Raw genomic sequence first — 20,549 nt, forward strand, 5'->3', positions numbered from 1 at the left:
AGCCGCTGCTATATTGGCGGGCATGAGCGCGGAACCCACCTCCCCGACCGTCACCGCGTGGCCGCAGGCCACCGGCAATCGCCCCAGCCTCGGCGAGATGCACGCCAGCGTGGCCGTGCCCAGCGGTGGACACTGGTGGTTCCGGCTGCTGGCTTTCCTGGGCCCCGGCTACATGGTGTCGGTGGGGTACATGGACCCGGGCAACTGGGCGACCGACATCGCCGGTGGCGCGCAGTTCGGCTACCTGCTGCTGTCGGTCATCCTGCTCTCCAACCTGATGGCCATCGTGCTGCAGGGGCTGTCGGCGCGGCTGGGCATCGCCACCGGCCGCGACCTGGCACAGGCCTGCCGCGACCATTTTTCCAGACCGGTGAACCTGTGCCTGTGGGTGCTGTGCGAGATCGCCATCATCGCCTGCGACCTGGCCGAAGTGATCGGCACCGCCATCGCGCTCAAACTGCTGTTCGGGCTGCCGCTGGTGGTGGGTGCGATCATCACCGCCGTGGACGTGGTGCTGGTGCTGTGGCTGATGCATCGCGGCTTCCGCGCGCTGGAAGCGTTCGTGATCGCCCTGCTGCTGGTGATCTCTGCCTGCTTCGTGGTGCAGATCGCGTTGGCCGCGCCGCCGCTGATGGCAGTGCTGGGCGGCTTCATCCCGCGCGCGGAGGTGGTCACCAACCCGCATGCGCTGTACCTGGCGATCGGCATCATCGGTGCCACCGTGATGCCGCACAACCTGTACCTGCACTCGTCCATCGTGCAGACCCGTGCCTACCCGCGTACCGACAGCGGCCGGCGCAGCGCACTGCGCTGGGCCGTCACCGACAGCACGATCGCGTTGATGCTGGCGTTGTTCATCAACGCCTCGATCCTGATCCTGGCCGCAGCGGTGTTCCATGCCAACGGTCGCACCGACGTGCAGGAGATCGAGCAGGCCCATGAGTTGATGGCACCGATGCTGGGGGTCGGGGTGGCCTCGACCTTGTTTGCGGTGGCGCTGCTCGCCTCGGGCATCAATTCCACCGTGACCGCTACCCTGGCCGGGCAGATCGTGATGGAAGGTTTCCTGCGCCTGCGCATCGCCCCGTGGGCGCGCCGCCTGCTGACCCGTGGCATCGCCATCGTGCCGGTCGTGATCGTCACCGCAATCTACGGCGAACAGGGCACGGCGCGGCTGCTGGTGCTGAGCCAGGTAGTGCTGTCGATGCAACTGCCGTTCGCGGTGATTCCGCTGGTGATGTTCGTCGGCGACAAAGCACGCATGGGCACGCTGGTGGCCCCGCGATGGCTGTTGACGCTGGCGTGGGTGATTGCCGCGGTGATCGTGGCGTTGAACGTGAAGTTGTTGGCGGAAACGTTGGTGGGGTGATCGGGGGTCGCCGGGCATGGCCCGGCGCTGCGAAGGGTTGCGTAACGAGCGTAGACCCGGACACATCCGGTCGCCTCCGTTCCGGCTGTACGCATTGGCCGCGTAGCGACAGGCCCTGCCTGTCTGCTCTTGACCTCAATCACAGTTGAGGTGGCACAGTGCGCGGAGTCCTCCTGGAATTTCCGACATGGCCCACGCCACATCGCCTCCTTCGCAGCACGACCTCTGGAACGGCCCCGCCGGCGACGCCTGGGTACAGGCGCAGTCCCTGCTCGATGGCATGTTCGCCGGCTTCGAGCCGATGCTTGCCGATCCCATTGCCGCCGAGCCAGATGCCCGCGTGCTCGACGTCGGTTGTGGTACCGGCGCGGTCTGCCTGGCCATCGCCGATCGGCTGGGTCCACAGGGCCGGTGCAGCGGCGTGGACATTTCCGCGCCGATGATCGCGGTCGCGCGTGCGCGGGCGCTGGCGGCAGGCAAGTCCATCGATTTCGCCGTGGGCGATGTCCAGCAGCATCCCTTTGCCCCCGCCAGCCTGGACCGCATCGTGTCGCGGTTCGGCGTCATGTTCTTCGATGATCCGGTGCGCGCGTTCGGCAACCTGTGGCAGGCGCTGCGTCCCGGCGGCATGCTGCATGCCATCGCCTGGCGCAGCCCGGGCGAGAATCCGTTCATGACCACCGCCGAGCGCGCCGCTGCGTCGCTGCTGACCTTGCCGGCGCGGGCGGAAGTCGGGCCGGGGCAGTTTGCGTTTGCCGATGCGGACGATGTGCTGGATATCCTGGATGACAGTGGCTGGGACCAGATCGACATCGCTCCGCTCGACGTGGAATGCAGCATCGCCCGCGACGATCTGCCGACGTACGTGTCACTGCTGGGGCCGGTCGGGCAGGCGTTGCGGGCCAAGGGCTTGGATCGGGACGTCAGGCAGCGGGTGCTGTCGACCGTGGTCGACGCGTTCGCACCGTTCGTGCGGGGCGATCGGGTAGTGTTCACCGCTGCGTGCTGGTCGATCCGGGCCTGCTGACCGCGAACCGGCCAACACCCATGTCACCCCGCCGCCGCCATTCGTCCCGGGTGACCGCCATTCGGCCCCAGGCCAATGACAGCAAGGGTTGAGGGGCACATGCTGGGTTCATCGCCCTTTGCCTGTGACTGCCATGAAACGTCGTGACTGCCTGAAAGCCGGCCTGGCCGTGCCCTTGCTTCCGTTGGTCCAGAAGGCCGCTGCGGGCACTGCAAAGGCGTCACGGAACGCCTTCGCTCGTGTCCGTCCCGGTGCCGCCGGGTGGCCATCTGCGAACGAATGGAACCAGCTGTCCCGCGCCGTCGGTGGACGGCTGTCGATCCCGGTCTCCCCCTTCCTCGCCGATGCGGCTGCCCGCGCCGAGGCACTGGCGCAGATCCAGAACCCGTTCTTCATCGGCGACGAGCCTGCGCTGACCCAGACCAGTGGCTACCACGGGGCGTGGCTGTCGCGGCCCAGCGCGCGGGTGATAGCCGCCGCCAACAGCGCCGATGTGGCGGCGGCGGTCGATTTCGCGCGGCGGCACCGGCTGCGGCTGGTGGTCAGGGGCGGTGGGCACAGCTACCACGGCACCTCCTGCGCGCCCGATTCGCTGCTGGTCTGGACGCGCGCCATGAACCAGGTCGCGCTGCACGATGCTTTCGTGGCCCAGGGCGCGCCCACGGGTACCGCCGCGCAGCCGGCAGTCAGCCTCGGCGCCGGTGCGATGTGGATTGATGCCTACGATGCGGTCACCACCCGCGCCGGCCGCTACGTCCAGGGCGGCGGCTGCACCTCGGTGGGCGTGACGGGTCTGGTCACCGGTGGCGGCTTCGGCAGCTTCTCGAAACGTTTCGGCACTGCAGCGGCCAGCCTGCTCGAAGCCGAAGTGGTCACCGCCGATGGGCGTGTGCGGGTGGTCAACGCCAGCCAGGATGCGGAGCTGTTCTGGGCGCTCAAGGGCGGCTGCGCCGGCAGTTTCGGCGTGGTTACGCGGATCACGCTGCGCACCCATGCCCTGCCGGCGACGTTCGGTGGGGTGTCGATGAAGGTCAAGGCCGACAACGACGCGGCCTACCACGCCTTGGCCGCCGAAGTCCTGCGCTTCTACCGCGATGCCCTGTGCAATGCGCAGTGGGGCGAACAGCTGCGCTTCGACAGCCATCGCACCTTCGGCGTGTCGATGGTGTTCCAGGGGCTGAGCCAGGAACAGGCTGTGGCGGTGTGGGCGCCGTTTGCGGCGTGGGTGGCCGCGCGCCCGCAGTACACCGTGATCGATCCCCTGCAGGCGCTGGCGCTGCCCGCCCAGCACATGTGGGACGCGGACTTCTTCCGCAAGCATGCCCCAACGTTGATCGCCGAAGACACGCGGGTTGGCGCGCGCGCCACGCACATGCTGTGGAAGGGCGACCAGGGCCAGGTCGGCTGGTACCTGCATGGGTATGCCTCCGCGTGGATGCCTTCCGCGCTGCTGGACGATGCCCGCCGCGATGCCACCGCCGCGGCCATCTGCAACGCCGCGGCGCACATGCCGGTGGAACTGCACTGCAACAAGGGCCTGTTCGGCGCACCGGCCGATGCGCTCGCGGCCAGCCGCGATACCGCCATGCATCCTGCGGTGCTGGATGCGTTCGCGCTGGCGCTGATCGGCAACGCTGGCGGGCCGGTGTTCGCCGGCAGCGGCGGCGCGGTGGACGAGGTGGAAGCGCGCGAGGGCAGCGCCAGGGTCGGTCGATCCTACGCTGCGCTCCGTGAAGTGCTGCCTGCCGCGCCGACCTACGTTTCCGAGTGCGATTTTTTTCAGCGCGATTGGCAGCAGTCGTTCTGGGGCCCGCATTACCCCCGCCTGCTGGCAGCCAAGCGCCGCTACGACCCGGACGGGCTGTTCGTGATCCATCACGGCGTCGGCAGCGAAGACTGGAGCGCGGACGGGTTCGAGCCGCGCAGCTGACGCGGCGGCTGCCCTGGCTTAGGCTGCGGGCAATCCGCCCGCTGCTGGAGTCCGCCCGTGCCCGCGTCCCTGCCCGCCGTAAACGTCCTGCTCTGCCTCTCCCTCGCAACCGCGCTGTTGCCCGGCATCGCTGCCGCGCAGACCGCGCCTGCCCCTCCCGGCGTCCCGGCGACGCAGAGCTTCAACGCACTGCTCGATGCGCAGACCATGGCGGCGATCAACGCCGATCCGGAACTGAAAACCCTGCTGGGGATCAGCGGCGATGGCGCGGGCGACACTTCCGACCAGCTCACCGATGTGTCGCTGGCCCGGCGTGAGGTCAACCGCCGCTTCCTGGCCGACAACCTGGCCGCGATCAAGGCCTGGAAGGGCGCGCCGCTGGACCCGCAGCAACAGCTCAGCGACGGCCTGGCGCGCTGGTTCTACCAGGCGCAGATCGACCTGATGGCGGTGCCGTGGGCGGCGGCGTGGCTGCCGGTGGGAGGAAGCACCTACGCGGTGGACCAGTTGTTCAGCCTGCCGGTGAACCTGCCACAGTTCTTCGACAACCAGCACGCCGTCACCGATGTGACCAGTGCGCGCCAGTATATTGCCCGCCTGAACGCGATGGGCAGCAAGCTGGACCAGGTACGGGCCAACCTCGACATGCAGGCCGCCGAAGGCGTGGTGCCACCGGAACTGGCCCTGGCCGGCGCGGCCAGCCAGTTCCGCACCCTGCTCAAACCGGCACCGAAGGACAGCCTGTGGGTGGCGTCGCTGCAGCGCAAGCTGGAGACGCTGCCGTCGATCCCCGCCGCCGAGCGCGCGGCACTGGTCGAACAGGCCACCGTGGCCGTGCGCGATTCGGTCAACCCCGGCTACCAGCGCCTGCTCGATCGCGTGCAGGCGCTGCAGGCCACCCACCCCGGCAACAACGGCATGTGGGCGCTGCCGCACGGCGACGCGTTCTATGACGCGGCGCTGCGCTGGTACACCAGCACCGACCTGGGTGCCGACGCGATCCATCAGATCGGCCTGGATGAAGTGGCGCGCCTGGAAAAGAGCATGGACGCGCGCCTGCGCCAGATCGGCCTGCGCGATGGCACCGTGGCCGCGCGGATCCGGGCCCTCGGCGACGATCCGCGTTACCGCTATGCCGACAGCGATGCCGGCCGCAGGGAACTGATCGGCGACATCGAACAGCGCCTGCGTAACCTGGATCCGCTCCTGCCCACCTACTTCGGCCACCTGCCTCCACAGAAACTGCTGGTGCAGCCGGTGCCGGCGCACATGCAGGCCACCTCGCCCGGCGGCTATTACTACCCGCCGGGGATGGACGGCTCGCGCCCGGGCACCTTCTTCATCAACCTGGGTGACATGGCCTCCAACACCCGCTGGAGCACGCCTACCCTGACCTACCACGAAGGTTCGCCGGGCCATCACTTCCAGATCTCGATCGGGCAGACCCTGGCCGATCTGCCGCTGCTGCGCCGCAGCCTCAATCCCAGTGCGTTTTCCGAAGGCTGGGCGCTGTATGCCGAGCAGCTGATGGCCGAAGCCGGGGTCTACCGCGACGACCCGGCCGCCGACATCGGTCGGCTGCAGGCCGAGATGTTCCGCTCGGTGCGGCTGGTGCTGGACACCGGCCTGCACCGCAAGCGCTGGACGCCCGGGCAGGCCATCGCGTACATGCGCGAGAAGACCGGCATGGCCGAATCCGACGTTCGCATCGAAGTAAACCGCTACCTGGTGCAGCCGGGCCAGGCCTCGTCCTACAAGATGGGCCAGCTGCGCCTGCTCGCGCTGCGCGCCAAGGCGCAGAAGCAACTGGGCGATCGCTTCGACATCCGCGCCTTCCATGATCTGATTCTGGGCAACGGCGCGCTGCCGATGACCGTAGTGGAGCAGGCCGTGGACGCGTGGCTTGCCAGTGGCGGCGGTGATCCTCGACGCGCCCCCTGACCGGTAGAAATACCTAGCACGCCTCGGTGAAATTCCGCTTGTCCGCGCCGCGGTGGGTGCGCACAGTGGGGGCATGGCCTGCCTGGCAGGCCCGGAACCACAGGAGAACCCCATGCGTTCTTGCCGCAGTCCGAGCAATGGCGGCTACCCACCCCGCTACGCCGACACCACCGTGCAGTACGCACCGCCGGGCGTGCCGCGATGACGCTGCAGCATCCCTGGATCTGGTTCCTGGCCCTGTTCCTGGTGCCGCTGGTGGCCGCGCTGGTGGTGAGCCTGCTGGTGCGCAGGCGCGGCATCACCGCCAACGCGGTGCTGGCCTGGTTCGTGCTGGTGTGCTGGATCGGCGCGCTGGCCGTGATCCTGTCGCAGGTGCTGTAACGGCTACAGCGACTGCCCCAGCTCGATGAACACCACCCGATGCCCACCTTCGCGCATGCCCAAACCGAAGATCAGCGGCCCGATCCACGAATCGAAGCCCAGGAACAGGCTGCCGTTCCATATTCCATCGCTGAGTGACATGTCCGACCGGCGCTGCCACGCATTGCCGTACTCCACCGTGCCGCCCACCTGTGCCGACCGCCCCAGCACCTTGCCCAGCTCATAGGTGTAGCCGGCAAAACCCAGCGCATAGTCCTGGCCGGTCAGCTGGTTCTGCTGGAAACCGGCCAACCGCCAGCGCCCGCCCAGCCGGTAGATGCTCTGCACCGGCGCAGTGCCCGACGAGGTCACGTGGTAGCGCAGGCCCAGCTGCACCGCGCTGCGCCCGAATGGGAACGCCCCCACCGCGTCCAGGTCGATCTGGCCGAACCGCGAATCCGCCCCCAGGCTCTCGCGCGACTGGTAGGTGCCCAAGCCGGCAAGCAACCCGTCGCGCGGGAAGTAAAGGCTGTCGATGTTGTCGTAGGTGATGCGGGCGGTCAGCGCGCCTTCGTCGAAGTCCGTCCGGGGCACCGACGGCGAGCCGATGTCCATCCGCGCACTGCCGGTATAGCGCTCGATACCAGCGCGCACAGAGAGCACGTTGGATACATTGCGCACCAGGTCCACGCCCGCCCCGGTGCGACGCGTTCGGTAGCGCGCGGTCTTGTTGCCGGCCTGGTCGAACACGTTGAAGCTGCGCGTTTCGTAGCCGCCCACGGCGTCGAAGGCGTAGCGGTTGCGCACGTCAAAAGGATGGTAGTAACTGCCCTTGATCGCCGGCTCACTACCTGCCTGCAGGGTTATCCGCGCCTCGGCGCCATACGGCGACAGGGGCGCGAACAGCAGGCCCGCGCGCAGGTTGCTTTCGTGATTGCCGTCGAGATCGTTGCTGAGCGTCCAGCCCGCTTCCAGGTACGCCGGCCCATTGGGTTTTTCGTAAGCGGTGATCACCACCCCGACCTGGCCATCGCGGCGCTCCTGCGCATAGCTGATGCTGGCCAGGGTATCCATGCCATAGGCCTTCAGCACGCCTTCCTGCATGGCCCTGCTGTCCAGCGGCTTGCCGATTTCCACCGGCAGGTAGGACAGCAGCAGCTCGTCGGCGTAGCCGGTATGGTTGCGTATCTCGATGAACGCGATGGGCGCCGGCGCCGCGCGGGCCGCACGGGTTTCGCGGCTGGCATGCCAGCGCTGGTACACCGGCGCAGGCTGCGAAAACGCACGCAGCGCCGGCGCGGCCTGCTCCGCGGCCTGCTGGCCGATGGCCAACGCTTCGGGGGCTTTGTCGAAGTCGCCGGTGGCCACCTTGCCGGTCAGCGCCGGGGCGATCAGCATGTCCTGCGGGCCCAGCGTGTCCAGCTGCCGTTGCGCGTTGCGGGTGGTCAGGAAGCCGCTGAGCTGGCCGATCACGTCCACCAGGCTGGCATCACGGTCCAGCGCGCTGAGCGGGGTACCCACATCCACCGCGATCACCCGGTCCGCGCCCATCGCGCGCACCACGTCGATCGGCACCTGGTTGGAGACACCGCCATCGAGCAGCACGCGTCCATCAAGGGTGACCGGCCGGAAGATACCGGGCAGCGACATGCTGGCGCGCATCGCCATCGGCAGGCTGCCGTGATCGAGCACGACCGCCTCGCCGGTGTTCAGGTCGGTGGCGATGGCACGGAAGGGAATGGACAGGTCGTCGAAGTTGCCGGTGACCCGGCTGCCACCCGTGGCGGTCTCGAACAGCGCGATCAGGCGTTCGCCCTGCGACATGCCCGCCGACAGCTGCACCCGCTTGCCTTCGCCACCCAGCCCGATCCCGATCGGCGCCAGCTGTTCGTAGTCATCGGCCTTGCGCTGCAGCGAGCGCTCGCGGCGCGGCAGGGTGTCGCTGAACATCGCCATCCACTGCGTACCCAGGACCACCTGTTCGATCTCGTCGGGCGATTTCCCGGAGGCATACAGGGCACCCACCAGTGCACCCGCGCTGGTGCCGGCAATGCAGTCCACCGGGATGTGCAGGGCTTCGAGCTGGCGCAGGATGCGCACATGGGCGATACCGCGCGCGCCACCGCCGCCCAGCGCCACCCCGATCCGCGGACGCGGGTCGCCGCTGTCGCGGTGTCCACACTGCGTGCCGTCCAGCGTCGCGGCCGGCCCGAAGGCAAGGGCGGCGCCAGGCGCAAGCAAGCCGGCCAACAGCAGGCACATGCCCGCAGGCGTGGGAATCACCAAGAGCCACCTCGATAAGGTGCGCGGCGCCGGGCCGGTGGGAGGGATGGGCCCCGGTGCGGCGCCGCGCGGTGAAACGTCGTGTGCCGTCAGCGGTTCATCGGGCCGGCGCACTACCCGGCGGGAAAGCGGCAAACAGCTTGTCCAAGCCTGCTTCCACCGCCGCGTTGGCCCGCTCAGGCGAGCTTGGCACCGTGGCGCTGGCCGTGCCACGCCAGACCGCCTGCTTGCTGCGCGCGTCGAACATGTCCACCACCAGCGTGCCCACCTCGTAGGTGCGGACAGTCGTGGTCGCGCTGCCCATGCCCATGCCACCGCCCCAGCCGCCCCCGCGCCAGCCCCAGCCGCCCATGTTGCTGCCGGTGTAGAAGGTGTCCAGGGTCTGCCGTTGGCTGGTCACGATATGCGCGGCCAGGGCGACGTCACCGTCGCTGGGGGTCTGCCGCCAGCCCCGCGCCGCCAGCCGTGAATCAATGCCGTCCACGATGCGCTGGGTGATCAGCGGGGAACCGCCCTGCGGCTTCATTGCCCAGCTGTAGGTCTTGAACGAGGCGAAGTTCGCCCCCGGATCGAAGTCGGTGTGAACGGTTGGCGTAGTGGCACAGGCCACCAGCGAGGTGGCGAGGACCGCAATTGCAAAGGCTTTCATCACGCGACACTCCCGGGCAGTGATCTGGCTTCCAGCCTAGCTTGTGGCCCACGCGTGGTCATCCGCATAACTACGCAGTCCAGCCAGCAAAACTACGGGTTGCCGCACCGGCATGGGGCCAAGGGCCAATTGCTGGCCCGGTCCAGCACAGGCGATCTTCACCCCCAATGACCAAGCGAGCGCCAGTGGTTGCGGTGGTCGACGACGAAGACGACGTGCGGCTTGCACTGCGCCGGTTGCTTCGCTCGGCCGGGTACGACGTGCTGGCCTACGAATCGGGGTCGGAGTTCCTGCGCCATGCCGCAACCAGCCTGCCCGACTGCGTGGTGCTGGACCTGCGCATGCCCGGTCCCAGCGGTTTCGAGGTACAGGCGTCGCTGCGCGCCCAGCAGCTGACCATTCCGGTGGTGGTGCTGAGCGCCGACGACAGTACCGCCAGCCGCCACCAGGCGCTGGCCGGAGGCGCCGACGCATACCTGCGCAAGCCGGTGGACGGCGATGCGCTGATCAACGCCACGCAGGCGGCGATCGAGCGCTGCGCGCGACAACACTCCTCCTCCCCGCATGGTCGGCCGGAGTCCCCATGAACCGTCCCCGCTGTTCCGCCGCTGCTTCCGCCGCCGCGTGGCTGCCGCCCGCCCTGCTGCTCGGTGCAGCGCCCGATGCGCACGCCTCCTTCCTCAGTGGCGAGGCGCTGGATACGGCGGCCAACGTGATCGCCTGGCTGGCCCTGGTGGTGGTGCCGGTGGTGTTGATCGCGGTGTTCTGGATGGTGCACATCCTGCCCGAAAAGATCGCCCACAAGCGCCACCACCCGCAGCTCGATGCGATCAAGACCCTGTGCCTGCTGTCACTGCTGTTCGGTGGCCTGTTGTGGCCGTTGGCATGGCTGTGGGCCTATACCCGCCCGGTGCTGCACAAGCTGGCCTACGGCACCGACCAGGTCGACCACGGCCACGGCGACGCCGCGCTGGCGCCCCTGCACGATGCCCGGGCGGAGTCGGTCGAGCCGGACCTGCCCACCCCCGTGGACGCCTCTGCGTGGCAGCAGCGGGTCGATGCCCTCGAGCGGCGCCTGGCGGACATGGAACGGCTGCACCCGGGCCCGTCGACGCGGGCGGAGGAGTGAACCATGGAAGTCATCCTGCTGCTCATCTATTCCTTCTTCGTCTGGCTGATCTTCTTCAAGTTCAAATGGCTGCCGTGGAACTTCGTGTCACAGGTGGTGGTGGTCTCATTGCCGATCTTCGCGATGACCGCGCTGATCCTGGTCCTGAACGTGGTGGCGCCCTCCTCGTCGGACGTGCGTGCGATCAACTACGTGGTGCAGGTGGTCCCGCGCGTCACCGGACGGGTGATCGAGGTGCCGGTGGAAGCCAACCGCCCGGTGCGCAAGGGCGAGGTGCTGTTCCGCATCGACCCGGTGCCCTACCAGCAGCAACTGGCGGCGCTGGAAGCGAAGCTGCCCGAACTGTCGGCAAAAGTGGACAGTGCCGATGCCTACCAGCGCGAACTGGGCGAACAGCTGCGCGGCGCGCGCGCCACCCGCGAGGCGCTGGCCGTGCGCCTGCAGCTGGCCGAACGCCGCCAACGCCAGACCGGTGAGCTGGCCAGCACCGGTGCAGGCAGCCGCTTCGAACATGAACAGGCGCAGACCGAAGCGGCCAGCCTGCGCTCGGACCTGGTGTCCACCACCGCGCAGATGGCGCAGGTGCAGCAGAAACTGTCCGCACAGACCCGCGACGGCGAACTCTCCGAGGTGGCGCAGGCCCAGGCCGGCATGGTCCAGCTGCAGGCGCAGATCGTGGAAGCACGCTGGCAGCTGGAGCAGACCGTGGTGCGCGCGCCGGCCGATGGCAGCGTGATCAACCTGCAGCTGCGCGAAGGCTCTTACGCCGCCAGCCTGCCTTTGACCCCGGTGATGACCTTTGTCGAGCGCGAGCAATGGATCCTGGCGATGTTCTCGCAGAACGAACTGGGCAACGTGGCGCCCGGCAACGAAGCGGAAATCGCGCTGAAGGTGTATCCCAACCGCATCATCAAGTGCCGGGTCGATTCGGTGGTGTGGGCATCCGGCACCGGCCAGCTGCCTATCAGCGGCATGATTCCGCAGACCGGTACCAGCCCGCTGCCGCCGGGGCGGATCGCGGTGCGGCTGCGCCCGGACGGGCGCGACCGCGATGTGTTCATCGCCATGGGCGCGCAGGGCCAGGGCGCGATCTACACCGAGCACGGCACGCTGATCCACATCGTGCGGCGGGTGATCCTGCGCGTGGGCAGCAAGCTGGATTGGCTGGTCCTGAAGCTGCACTGACATGACCGCACCGCGCCGCCGCCGTCGTGCCCCGCCCCGCCCGCTGCTGCTGGCGCTGGCCCTCGCGCTGGCCGGCTGCGCCACCGCTCCGGAACCGGGCAGCAAGCAGATCCGCGCGGATGCGCTGGGCACGGTGGCCATTCCGCCGAACTGGTCGGCGCCCGCCAGCCAGGCCCAGGTCGACCGCGGCTGGCTCGATGCGTTTGCCGACCCGCAGCTGAGCGCCCTGGTGCACGAAGCGCTGGCCCGGAATCCGGACCTGCTGATTGCCGCGGCGCGGGTCGAACAGGCCAATGCCCAGGTCGATATCGCCCAGGCCCAGCTGCGCCCCGCCATCGGCTTGATCGGCCGCGGCGGCTCCAAACCGATCGCCGACCTGGTGCCGCTGCTGAGCGGGTTGATGCTGCGCCTGAGCTGGGAGATCGATCTGTGGGGGCGCCTGCGTTACGCCCGCAATGCCGCCATGGCCGCCAGTGATGCGCAGAACGCCGACTACCGTTATGCGCAGCAATCGCTGGCGGCCAGCGTCGCCCGCGCATGGTTCACGGTGACCGAAGCACGCCTGCAGTACGACATCGCCGGGCAGATGGCCGGCAGCGGCGAGCAGCTGGTCCGCCTGGCCGAACAGCGCGAACGGGTTGGCGCGGGCAGTTCCAACGAAACTCTGGCCGCGCGCGCCAGCGCCGCCAGCTACCTGGATGCCCGCCAGCAGGCCGACCTGGCCACCCACAGCGCCAGCCGCGCGCTGGAGATCCTGCTGGGCCGCTACCCTGGCGCGACGCTGGCCGCGCCGGCCGCGCTCACCGCGCTGCCCGGCGACGTGCCGGCCGGCATGCCCATTGATGTGCTCAACCGGCGGCCGGACCTGTATGCCGCCGAGCGCCGCGTGGCAGCCGCCTTCGACCGGGTTGGCGAGGCGCGCGCGGCGATGCTGCCCACGCTGTCGCTGTCGGCCGGCTACGGACGGCTCAGCAATGCCGCCGTGCGCACCCGTGACGATCTGGAACAGACCACCTCCAGCGTTTCGGCCACCGGCATCATGCCGCTCTATACCGGCGGTGCGCTCAGCGGCCAGGTGCAGCTGCGTTCGGCCGAGCAGAAGCAGGCGGTGGCCGACTATGCGCGGCGCGCGTTGCTGGCGCTGGGCGAGGTGGAAGACGCGCTGACCGCCGAACGCGTGCTGGCCGAGCGCGAACAGCTGCTCGGGCAGGTGCTGGCCAACAACGAACAGGTAGTACTGCAGGTGCGCGATTCCGAACGCATCGGCCGGGCCGACCACCGCGCGGTGGCCACCCAGGAAATGCAGGCGCTGGCCGCCCGCTCGGCGCTGCTGGGCGTGCGCCGCGAACGGCTGAGCCGGCGCGTGGATCTGTACCTGGCCCTGGGCGGCGACTACGCCACGGCAGACGCCGCGGCGCCTGGCAGCCCGCCCTCCCCCTCCCCGGAGTAAGTGCGCATGTACTGGATGCTGCTGCTGGTACCGCTGGCGATCGCGCTGCACTACCTGCTGCCGGGCAACGCCCTGCTGGTCTTCGGCGCCACCGCGCTGGCGATCGTGCCGCTGGCGGCGCTGATGTCGCGTGCCACCGGCGCGCTGGCCGCGCGGCTCGGGCCCAGCATCGGCGGCCTGCTCAACGCCACCTTCGGCAACGCCGCCGAATTCATCATCGCGCTGGCCGCGCTGCGCGCCGGGCTGCACGGCATGGTCAAGGCTTCCATCGCCGGCACCATCATCGGCAACATCCTGTTCGTGCTCGGGCTGTCGATGGTGTTGGGCGGGTTGCGCCACGGCCAGCAGCGCTACGACGCCGCCAATGCCCGCATGCAGGCCACCATGCTGACCCTGGCGGTGATCACCCTGATCCTGCCGGCGTCGTACCGCGCGGTGGTGCCCGAAGCCGACGCCGCGCTGCAGTCGATCAGCCTGGTGCTCTCGGTGCTGCTGCTGCTGGTGTACCTGGCCACGGTGGTGTTCACCCTGCGCAACGCGGTAAGCGAGGGCGGCGAGCCCGCCGCCGGCCACGGCCACGATGCCAGCCTGTCCAACACCCGCGCCCTGCTGCTGTTGGCCTGCACCAGCATCGGCATCATCTGGATGAGCGAGATCCTGGTCGGCGTGGTGGAGCCGGCCAGCCAGCAGCTGGGATTCTCCGATGCGTTCACCGGCGTGTTCGTGCTGGCCGTGATCGGCGGCGCGGCCGAACAGGCCACCGCGCTGGTGGCTGCGCGCCGCAACCAGATGAGCCTGAGCCTGTCCATCGCGCTGGGGTCGGGCGTGCAGCTGGCGCTGCTGGTCGCGCCGCTGCTGGTGCTGCTCAGTTACGTGATCGGTCCGCAGCCGATGAGCCTGGAATTCGGCCCCGGCCTGGTGCTGAGCGTGCTGGTGGCAGTGATCATCACCGGGCAGGTGGCCAGCGATGGTCGCGCGGACTGGCTGCGTGGGGTACAGCTGCTTGGGCTGTACGTGATCCTGGCCACGCTGTTCTGGTTCGTGCCGGACGCGGGAACATGATCGCGCATGCGCCCCTCGCCCGCCCTGCTGATCCACCGCCATCGCTACACCTTCCTGTTCGGTGCGCTGCTGGTGACGGTGACCCTGGGCCCGTTGCTGGAGGCGATGTCGTTCGGCCACCGGCTGATGGAACTGCTGCTGTGCGCCAGCCTGCTGGCCGCGCTGTTTCCGATCGGGCAGCGCCTGCAGCGCCACGTGCTGCTGGTGCTGGTGCTGGTCGCCCAGCTGCTGCGCTGGTGGGCCAGCGACGCCGGCGGCGCGCTCGCCATGGCCGGCGCGGTGTTGTGGGGCGCGCTCGCCACCATCGCCGCCTGGCACGCCGTGCGCTTTTCGTTGTCCAGCCACCGCGTGCGCACCGAGCATCTGGCCGCCGCGTTGAGCGCCTACCTGCTGCTGGGCGTGTGTGGCGGCGTGGTGTTCGCCGCGCTGTCGGCGATTTCACCTGGCTCCATGGCGGTGGGCGGCCAGGGCACGGCGCATGGCCTGGGCATTGGCACCTCGATGTATTTCAGCTTCGTCACCCTGGCCACGCTCGGCTACGGCGACATCACCCCGGTCAGCCAGGTTGCGCGCGGGCTGGCCACGCTGGAAGCGATTGCCGGCCAGCTTTACCTGGCGCTGCTGGTCGCGCGCCTGGTGGGCCTGCGCAGTACCGATCGATCCCCCTGACCCATCGCACACCCGGGAGCCCGTCATGAAACGTCTGTACCTGCTGCCCTCGTTCCTCCTGCTGCTCACCAGTTCCCCGTGTTGGGCGGTTGAACCGCTGGATACCTTCAGCGTCCGCGTCGGTGGCTACATCACCGATTTCGATACGAAAGTGCGCGCCGACGGCCAGACCGGCCAAGGTACGCGCATCGACCTCAACCGCGACCTGGGCCTGGACAACAACAACGCCATCGGGGTGATCGCGCTGAGCTGGCGCCCCTGGGAAAAGCATGAGTTCGGCCTGTCCTGGTACCGCGACAGCGCCGATGCCGAGCGCAACACCGAACGCGACATCGACTTCAACGGCCAGCACTACGCCACCCATACCCGAATCCGCGCCAAGTTGGACCTGGACGCCTACGAGGGCTACTACACGTGGTGGGCCTGGGGCGACGAGCGCTGGGCCCTGGGTCCGCGCGTGGGCCTGATCTGGTACCAGATGGACCTGGACCTGAGCGCCACCGCCGATGTCAACGGCAACCCCATCAATGCCCGCGCGGGCAACGACGTCAACGCCGACCTGCCGGCGCCCACGATCGGCGGCAGCTGGCGCTGGGCACCTGGCGAGCACTGGCGCCTGAGCGCCGACGCGGGATATTTCAGCGCCAGCCTCAATGACGTCGATGCGGACGTCACCTTCGGTCGCGGCGGCGTGGAGTACTTCCCGTGGGACAACTGGGGGTTCTCGCTTGACTACACGGTGCGCCGCATCGAAGCAGACGTGGATGCCTCGCGCCTGGATGGCAACCTGCGCTTCGTCGACAGCGGCGTGCGGGTCGGTGTGATCTACCGGTTCTGATCGCCATGCCCGTGCTTCGGCTTTTGTTGCGCTGTGCGTGCGCGACCGGGCTGCTGGCCTGGGCGCTCATGGCGGGCGCTGTGCCCACCCCGGCCACGGCGCGCTGGTTCAACCGCGACCTGGTGACCTTCCGCGCAGCGCTGTACGGCAACCCGCCGGAGATGCGCGCGCGCGCCACGGAAGCCAACCTGGCCCGCATCGTCGATCTGCCTGGCCAGGCAACCCTGCAGACCCAGCCGGTGCCGCAGGGCGTGGTGATCCTGGCCGGCGGGCAGCTGGTCACCGTGCTGATACCGGCCGACTGCAACGCGCTGGGCAACGAAACCCTGCCTGAACTGCGCGATCGCACCGTGGCCCGGATGCAGCAGGCGCTGGTGGCCGCAGAACAGGCACGCCTGCCGCAACGCCTGCTGGCCGGTGCCGCGTGGGCACTGCTGGCCACCGTCATCGCGGTGGTCGTGCTGTGGGGGCTGCGCTGGTGCAGCCGGCGCATGCGCCGACGGGTGGATGGCTGGGTCCAGCAGCGCGTGCAGCTGCTGCGCAGCGTTTCGGCGCGGCAGCTGCTGCTGGGGCTGGTGACCAGTGCGCGCAGCCTGGGGCGGCTGGTGGGCTGGCTGGTGGTGCTGGTGGTGCTGGAGGAATGGCTGCGCTTCGTGTTCAGTCGTTTCCCCTACACCCAGCCGTGGTCGGCGGCGATGGGCGGCTGGATCGCCGAACGGTTCGGCCGCTTTGGTCGCGGCGTGGTGGAGGCACTGCCCGACCTGTTCACGGCCGCGCTGATCTTCCTGGCCGCACGGCTGGTGGTGCAGGCGGTCCGCATCGTGTTCGACGGGGTGGCCAGCGGTCGCTTCCAGTTCGTGGGCATCGACCAACCGCTGGCCGAACCGACCCGCCGGATCATCACCGTGGTGATCTGGCTGTTCGCGCTGGCAATGGCCTACCCCTACCTGCCCGGTGCCGAGACCGACGCGTTCAAGGGGCTGAGCGTGTTCGTCGGCCTGATGGTGTCGTTGGGTGCGTCCAGCATCGTTGGGCAGGCGGCCAGTGGCTTCACCCTGCTGTACTCACGCACCCTGATGGTCGGCGATGTCGTGCGCGTGGGCGACACCGAAGGCGTGGCACTGCAGATCGGCTTGTTCACCACCCGCCTGCGCACGCCGTTAGGGGTGGAAGTCAGCATCCCCAACAACGTGGTGCTGGCCGGCGAGCTGCGCAACTACTCGCGCGATCCGCAGGGGCCGGGCCTGTGGCTGGAAAGTGCGCTCACCATCGGCTACGACGCACCGTGGCGGCAGGTGCACCGCCTGCTGCTGCAGGCCGCGGCGGCCACTGACGGGGTACTGGCCGATCCAGCGCCGCACGTGGTGCAGTCCGAACTGGGCGACGTCGCGGTGCGCTACGTGCTGCGCGTGCGCGTGATCGAGGTCGAGCGCAGGTGGCAGGTACGCAGCGCTCTGCACGCGCAGATCCAGGACGCATTCAATGCCGCAGGGGTGCAGATCATGTCGCCCAATTACGAAGGCGACCCGGAGCAGGCCAAGGTGGTGCCGAAGGCGTACTGGGAGGGACGTCCGGCACCGGCCAACGACGAAACCTAATTTTCGGTATCGACCCGCGTCCAGCTGCTGTCCGGATCGAACAGGGTCATGGCGCGGGCTTCGCGGTCGGTGTCCGGCCCCAGGTCCTTTTCGTAGACCTGGCCGGCATGGCTGATGGTGAAGCTCATCACGCCGCTGTCGCCGTAACGCGCCGGCCAGGCCACCAGCGCGAAGCCGCGGGTCATGGCACCGGCCACCGTGTAAGGGTAAGCCCCTCGCGGTGCAGAGGGACCCTGCCCCTGCAGGATCCGGTAGTGGTAGCCATGCCACTCATCGTCCGGCGTCTCGCCGCCGAACAACGGCCCCAGCGGGCTCTCGCCACCGGCATCGGCCGGCCAGTACAAGCCGTCATGCGTGCCGGGACTGCTGCGCAGCCGGGCCGCGTACTCGGGCAGCGTGTCGTTGTTGCGGTCACCGCGCGCGTATTCGCGCTGGGCGTCATGGTAGGCCAGCACGGCCTGCACTGCTTCGCGCTCGTTGCGCCCGATCCGGCGCGCACGCAGCTCCGGCGCCGCCGCCGCCAGGTCGAAGGCCCAGCCGGCGCCCTGTTTCACCAGTGGCACCGGCAAGGTCCAGCCTTCGTCGCCCACGCTGACCAGCGCATGGCTGGCATCGACCGGCTGTATCGCATGCCTGCGCTGGTACTGGCTGACGAAGGTGTCCACGTCCTTGCGCTCGATATCGTCGCGCGGCACGTAGTCCTCCCAGTCGGCACCCAGCACCACCGAAACCTGCTCGGGCTGCGTGTCACGCACTTCCAGCGCCGTCACCAGGGCATCAGCGGCAGCGGCGGCGCTGGGGTAGGCCTGTTGCGCCTGGGTGGGCGCGGCCAGCAGCAGGCAGGCCACGCTCAATAGGGAAAGACGAAGGGTCATGGCAGATCTCCGATCAACGGCGACGACCGCCGCCACCGCCGCCGCGCGGAGCGGCGGGCCGATTCATCGGCCGGCCCTGCGGGCGTGCGCCGGCGGGACGCTGCGAACTCTGCACGCTGCGATGCCCGCGGTTGGCATCGCCCAGCGACTGGCCGGGATTGCGCGCACCACTGAATGCATTCTCCGGATGGCTGCCGGGCGGGCGGCCGTGGCCGGCGCCGCCCTGGTTGCTGCGCTGTCCCAGCTCACGCTGCGACGCGCCGGCGCGGTTACGCGCCTCACGGTTGGTGGTGGCGGGCGTATCGAATCCGCGGCGTTCCATCGACTGGCGCGCGCGGTCGCGCTCGGCCGCCCGTGCATCATCACGACCTCGATAGTCCTGCCGCTGCGCCGCACTGTCGCGCGCCCCGTCGAAGCGTTCGCGGGTGGCACCGTCACGGTAGGGCACGCCGTCGCGGTTGGCCGCATTGTGCTTCCACTTGCTGTCGTTGCGGTTGATCTGGCGGTTGCTGTTGAACTCGTTGTAACGGTTCACGTCGATATCGATATCGCCGTGCCCCCAGTCCAGGTCGCCCCACAGCGCACCGCCTACGGCCACGCCGATGCCGAAACTGAGCAGCGCACCGCCAGGATAGTAGTACGGCGGAGGTGGGTAGTAGTACGGCGGGTAGGCCGGGTAGGCCCAGCTGCCATACACCACGCCGGGGTTGTAGCTGGGCACGTAGACCACCTGCGGGTCGGCCGACTCGATCACGATGGTCTGCGGCGCCGACGCTGCCGCAGGCTGGGTGCTCACCTTCTGCTGCTGGTTGGAGTCCAGGTTGCCGGCGCTCTGCGCCTGCCGACGCAGGCGTTGCACCGAGTCCATCACGGCGTCCGGCTGGGCCAGGAACGCATCGCCCATTTTCTGCACCCAGGCCGGGTCCTGCCCCAGCACCGCCAGCAGCTGCGGGAACGCAACCAGCGACTGCACGCTGGGATCCCACGCCTGGTTGGCCACCTGGCGCACGGCGTCTTCGCCCTTGGCATCCGGATGCGCCTTGGACCACGCCACCGCGTCGGTGACATCGCCGGGATAGCTGGAGGCCATCAGCACCTGCGCCAGCAACGCGTCGGGATACAGCGCCACCGGGGCGAGCATCTGGTCCAGCTGTTCGCGGGTGAACGTGCCCTGGCCCACCGCTGCCTTGGCGGGCGCCGGTACGGCAGCGACGACGGGATCCACCGCCACCGCCGAGCAGGCCAGCGCCAGCACCAGCGTGGGAAGCCGTGCCCATGTCAGGTAGGTGTGCATGCAACCTCCACTTCAATGCGCCGTGCGCCTGCGGCCAGGGTTCAGGGTTTGACGCCCGCCTGTACGCCCTTGTCCACCACCAGCTTGGCCACCACCTTGCGCGCCGCGCCGTTGCTGCCGCTGCCGGCATCCGGTGCCACGCCCATGCCGTCGCCGGCGCGGACCCGGCCCGGTGCCAGGCCGGCATTCTGCTGCAGGTAGTTGGCCACCGCCGCGGCACGCTGGGTGCTCAGGCGCTGGTTGGCGGCGGCGTTGCCGGTGGCATCGGTGAAGCCCTGCAGCACCACGGCGTAGTTGTGGGTCTGCTTGGCCTTCGCGGCGAATGCGTCCAGGTCGCCGCGCGCCTTGGCCGACAGCTTGGCGCTGCCCGAGTCGAAGGTCACTTCCGCTGCATCCAGCTGCTCGTACGTACCGAACTCGTCCATGCGCTGGTTCATCGCACCGACTTCCGCCGTGGTCGGCGCCATGCCGGCCTGGATCTGCCGGGTGGTGCGCAGGTCCTCGGAGCGGAAGCTGATTTCGCGCGCGGCCAGCGCATCGCCTGCGGCGCTGCCTTCGACCGTGACCGGCAGGCCCGCCGCCAGAACGCTGGCGTCGGTCTTTTCATGGATGACGTTGGTCAACCCCTTGGTCTTCTTGTAGACCGTGTCGGCCGACACCTGCACGGTGTGTGCCGTGCGGGTCTGGTCCACCACGGTGATGGTGTTGCCCTGCACGGCGGTGATCACGCCCTTGAGCTTGGTCCTGCCCGGATCGGCGGCCAAGGCGGCCAGGGCGGTGAAGCCGGCCAGCACCAGCAGCAGGCGGGCGGCGGCGCGGAACAAAGGGCGCGTGGACATGGGGCAGCTCCAGGAACGGGGACGATGAACCACGCTAGGCGTGGGCCAGCC

The 20,549-nt window shown here is 69.1% G+C and carries 18 protein-coding genes; 13 read left to right on the plus strand and 5 right to left on the minus strand.

Annotation, left to right across the window (positions count from 1 at the left end; all coding sequences use genetic code 11):
* The first annotated feature begins 22 nt into the window (after positions 1–22).
* From ACGFZ3_RS17620 to ACGFZ3_RS17640, 5 genes are all read left to right on the plus strand, one after another.
* The gene (locus ACGFZ3_RS17620; RefSeq protein ID WP_392924118.1) at positions 23–1,369 is read left to right on the plus strand and encodes an Nramp family divalent metal transporter; all 1,347 of its coding nucleotides are present in this window, start codon (positions 23–25) and stop codon (positions 1,367–1,369) included.
* 187 nt (positions 1,370–1,556) lie between these two features.
* Entirely contained in the window at positions 1,557–2,396 is an 840-nt protein-coding gene (locus ACGFZ3_RS17625; RefSeq protein WP_392924121.1) for a class I SAM-dependent methyltransferase, read from the plus strand.
* Positions 2,397–2,529: 133 nt separating this feature from the next.
* A complete protein-coding gene (locus ACGFZ3_RS17630; protein ID WP_392924123.1) occupies positions 2,530–4,326 on the plus strand; it encodes an FAD-binding protein in 1,797 nt (598 codons plus the stop codon).
* A 57-nt stretch (positions 4,327–4,383) separates the two neighbouring features.
* The gene (locus ACGFZ3_RS17635; RefSeq protein WP_392924126.1) at positions 4,384–6,267 is read left to right on the plus strand and encodes a DUF885 domain-containing protein; all 1,884 of its coding nucleotides are present in this window, start codon (positions 4,384–4,386) and stop codon (positions 6,265–6,267) included.
* Positions 6,268–6,468: 201 nt separating this feature from the next.
* Positions 6,469–6,648, plus strand: coding sequence for a hypothetical protein (locus ACGFZ3_RS17640; RefSeq protein ID WP_392924129.1), 180 nt, complete (start codon positions 6,469–6,471; stop codon positions 6,646–6,648).
* 3 nt (positions 6,649–6,651) lie between these two features.
* On the opposite strand, the gene ACGFZ3_RS17645 is transcribed toward ACGFZ3_RS17640, so the two are convergent.
* Both ACGFZ3_RS17645 and ACGFZ3_RS17650 read right to left on the minus strand, forming a co-directional pair.
* Positions 6,652–8,910 (minus strand): patatin-like phospholipase family protein, encoded by a 2,259-nt coding sequence (locus tag ACGFZ3_RS17645; RefSeq protein ID WP_392924131.1) that lies wholly within the window; start codon positions 8,908–8,910, stop codon positions 6,652–6,654.
* A gap of 97 nt (positions 8,911–9,007) precedes the next feature.
* On the minus strand, positions 9,008–9,559 hold the full coding sequence (locus ACGFZ3_RS17650) for a DUF4136 domain-containing protein (RefSeq protein WP_392924134.1): 552 nt from the start codon (positions 9,557–9,559) through the stop codon (positions 9,008–9,010).
* Positions 9,560–9,726: 167 nt separating this feature from the next.
* Here ACGFZ3_RS17650 and ACGFZ3_RS17655 point away from each other — a divergent pair, with 167 nt between their 5' ends.
* The 8 genes from ACGFZ3_RS17655 to ACGFZ3_RS17690 all read left to right on the plus strand — a co-directional run bounded on the left by ACGFZ3_RS17655 (position 9,727) and on the right by ACGFZ3_RS17690 (position 17,490).
* A complete protein-coding gene (locus ACGFZ3_RS17655; RefSeq protein ID WP_392924137.1) occupies positions 9,727–10,146 on the plus strand; it encodes a response regulator transcription factor in 420 nt (139 codons plus the stop codon).
* Entirely contained in the window at positions 10,143–10,688 is a 546-nt protein-coding gene (locus ACGFZ3_RS17660; protein ID WP_392924141.1) for a DUF3302 domain-containing protein, read from the plus strand. The genes ACGFZ3_RS17655 and ACGFZ3_RS17660 overlap by 4 nt, the downstream gene beginning before the upstream one ends.
* Positions 10,689–10,691: 3 nt before the next feature.
* Entirely contained in the window at positions 10,692–11,873 is a 1,182-nt protein-coding gene (locus ACGFZ3_RS17665) for an HlyD family secretion protein (protein WP_392924144.1), read from the plus strand.
* 1 nt (position 11,874) lies between these two features.
* Positions 11,875–13,323, plus strand: coding sequence for an efflux transporter outer membrane subunit (locus ACGFZ3_RS17670; protein ID WP_392924146.1), 1,449 nt, complete (start codon positions 11,875–11,877; stop codon positions 13,321–13,323).
* A 6-nt stretch (positions 13,324–13,329) separates the two neighbouring features.
* The gene (cax, locus tag ACGFZ3_RS17675; protein WP_392924149.1) at positions 13,330–14,385 is read left to right on the plus strand and encodes a calcium/proton exchanger; all 1,056 of its coding nucleotides are present in this window, start codon (positions 13,330–13,332) and stop codon (positions 14,383–14,385) included.
* A 6-nt stretch (positions 14,386–14,391) separates the two neighbouring features.
* Complete coding sequence (locus tag ACGFZ3_RS17680; protein WP_392924152.1) at positions 14,392–15,054, plus strand: potassium channel family protein; 663 nt, start codon at positions 14,392–14,394, stop codon at positions 15,052–15,054.
* A 25-nt stretch (positions 15,055–15,079) separates the two neighbouring features.
* Complete coding sequence (locus tag ACGFZ3_RS17685; protein ID WP_392924154.1) at positions 15,080–15,892, plus strand: hypothetical protein; 813 nt, start codon at positions 15,080–15,082, stop codon at positions 15,890–15,892.
* Positions 15,893–15,960: 68 nt separating this feature from the next.
* Positions 15,961–17,490, plus strand: a complete 1,530-nt coding sequence (locus tag ACGFZ3_RS17690; protein ID WP_392924157.1) for a mechanosensitive ion channel family protein — start codon at positions 15,961–15,963, stop codon at positions 17,488–17,490.
* Here ACGFZ3_RS17690 and ACGFZ3_RS17695 read toward each other — a convergent pair.
* Genes ACGFZ3_RS17695 through ACGFZ3_RS17705 form a run of 3 tightly spaced genes read right to left on the minus strand, consistent with a single transcriptional unit; the run spans position 17,487 to position 20,498 of the window.
* Positions 17,487–18,365, minus strand: coding sequence for a DUF2950 domain-containing protein (locus tag ACGFZ3_RS17695; RefSeq protein WP_392924159.1), 879 nt, complete (start codon positions 18,363–18,365; stop codon positions 17,487–17,489). The genes ACGFZ3_RS17690 and ACGFZ3_RS17695 overlap by 4 nt on opposite strands.
* Before the next feature lie 13 nt (positions 18,366–18,378).
* A complete protein-coding gene (locus ACGFZ3_RS17700) occupies positions 18,379–19,659 on the minus strand; it encodes a DUF3300 domain-containing protein (protein ID WP_392924162.1) in 1,281 nt (426 codons plus the stop codon).
* A 41-nt stretch (positions 19,660–19,700) separates the two neighbouring features.
* On the minus strand, positions 19,701–20,498 hold the full coding sequence (locus tag ACGFZ3_RS17705) for an OmpA family protein (RefSeq protein WP_392924165.1): 798 nt from the start codon (positions 20,496–20,498) through the stop codon (positions 19,701–19,703).
* Between the last annotated feature and the right edge of the window lie 51 nt (positions 20,499–20,549).

It is taken from the genome of Stenotrophomonas sp. NPDC047960 (assembly GCF_043204395.1).
Lineage (GTDB): Bacteria > Pseudomonadota > Gammaproteobacteria > Xanthomonadales > Xanthomonadaceae > Stenotrophomonas.